Source organism: Shimazuella sp. NTD248, from assembly GCF_059510395.1.
Genome location: NZ_JCAJZT010000030.1, coordinates 1 through 587, shown reverse-complemented (window position 1 = coordinate 587; position 587 = coordinate 1). Strand labels below are relative to the sequence as shown.

Below are 587 nucleotides of genomic sequence, written 5' to 3'. Positions count from 1 at the left end.
GTATAGGTGACTTGTTCTGCTACGATAGCGGGGGCATCAGGAGTCGTCGCTACCACGTGGGCGACTTGCTCCACCACGGAGACAAAGGGCAGCGTTTCCCTTGACCCATTCCACTTCCGTTGTTCCTGTTTTTCTGCTTCGGTAAGCAACGTCGCCTGTGATATGGATGTCTCCGGCTGATCGATCAGGTGGCGCATCAATTGGTGCAAATGTCCGGCCATCCGAGCGATGGTCTCCTCTTCCCACAAATCCGTATTGTAGGAAAACGTCACATTCATTCCTTCTTCCAACGGTGCCACATGCAACGTGAGATCAAACTTGGCTGTCGTTTGGGGCAAAGCTACTTCCTCAAGCGTCAATCCGGGTATCTCTGGTGCTTGCCATGCTTCGTTTTCTACCGAGAACATCACTTGGAACAAAGGAGAATGACTCAAATGACGATCTGGCGCTACTTCTTCCACTACCCGTTCAAAGGGAACAGACGAATGAGCATAGGCTTCGATGGCAGTGGTTTTCACCCGCTCTAACACTTCGTTCCATGTCGGTTCTCCCGACAAATCATTGCGAAACACCAAAGTATTGACAAA

Annotated in this window: 1 protein-coding gene; it reads right to left on the bottom strand. The window is 50.6% G+C overall.

The annotated features are described in order from the left end of the window. Positions 1-587 (bottom strand): condensation domain-containing protein (locus tag AC5WOE_RS19995; protein WP_496053349.1); only part of this gene is annotated, 587 nt, incomplete at both ends.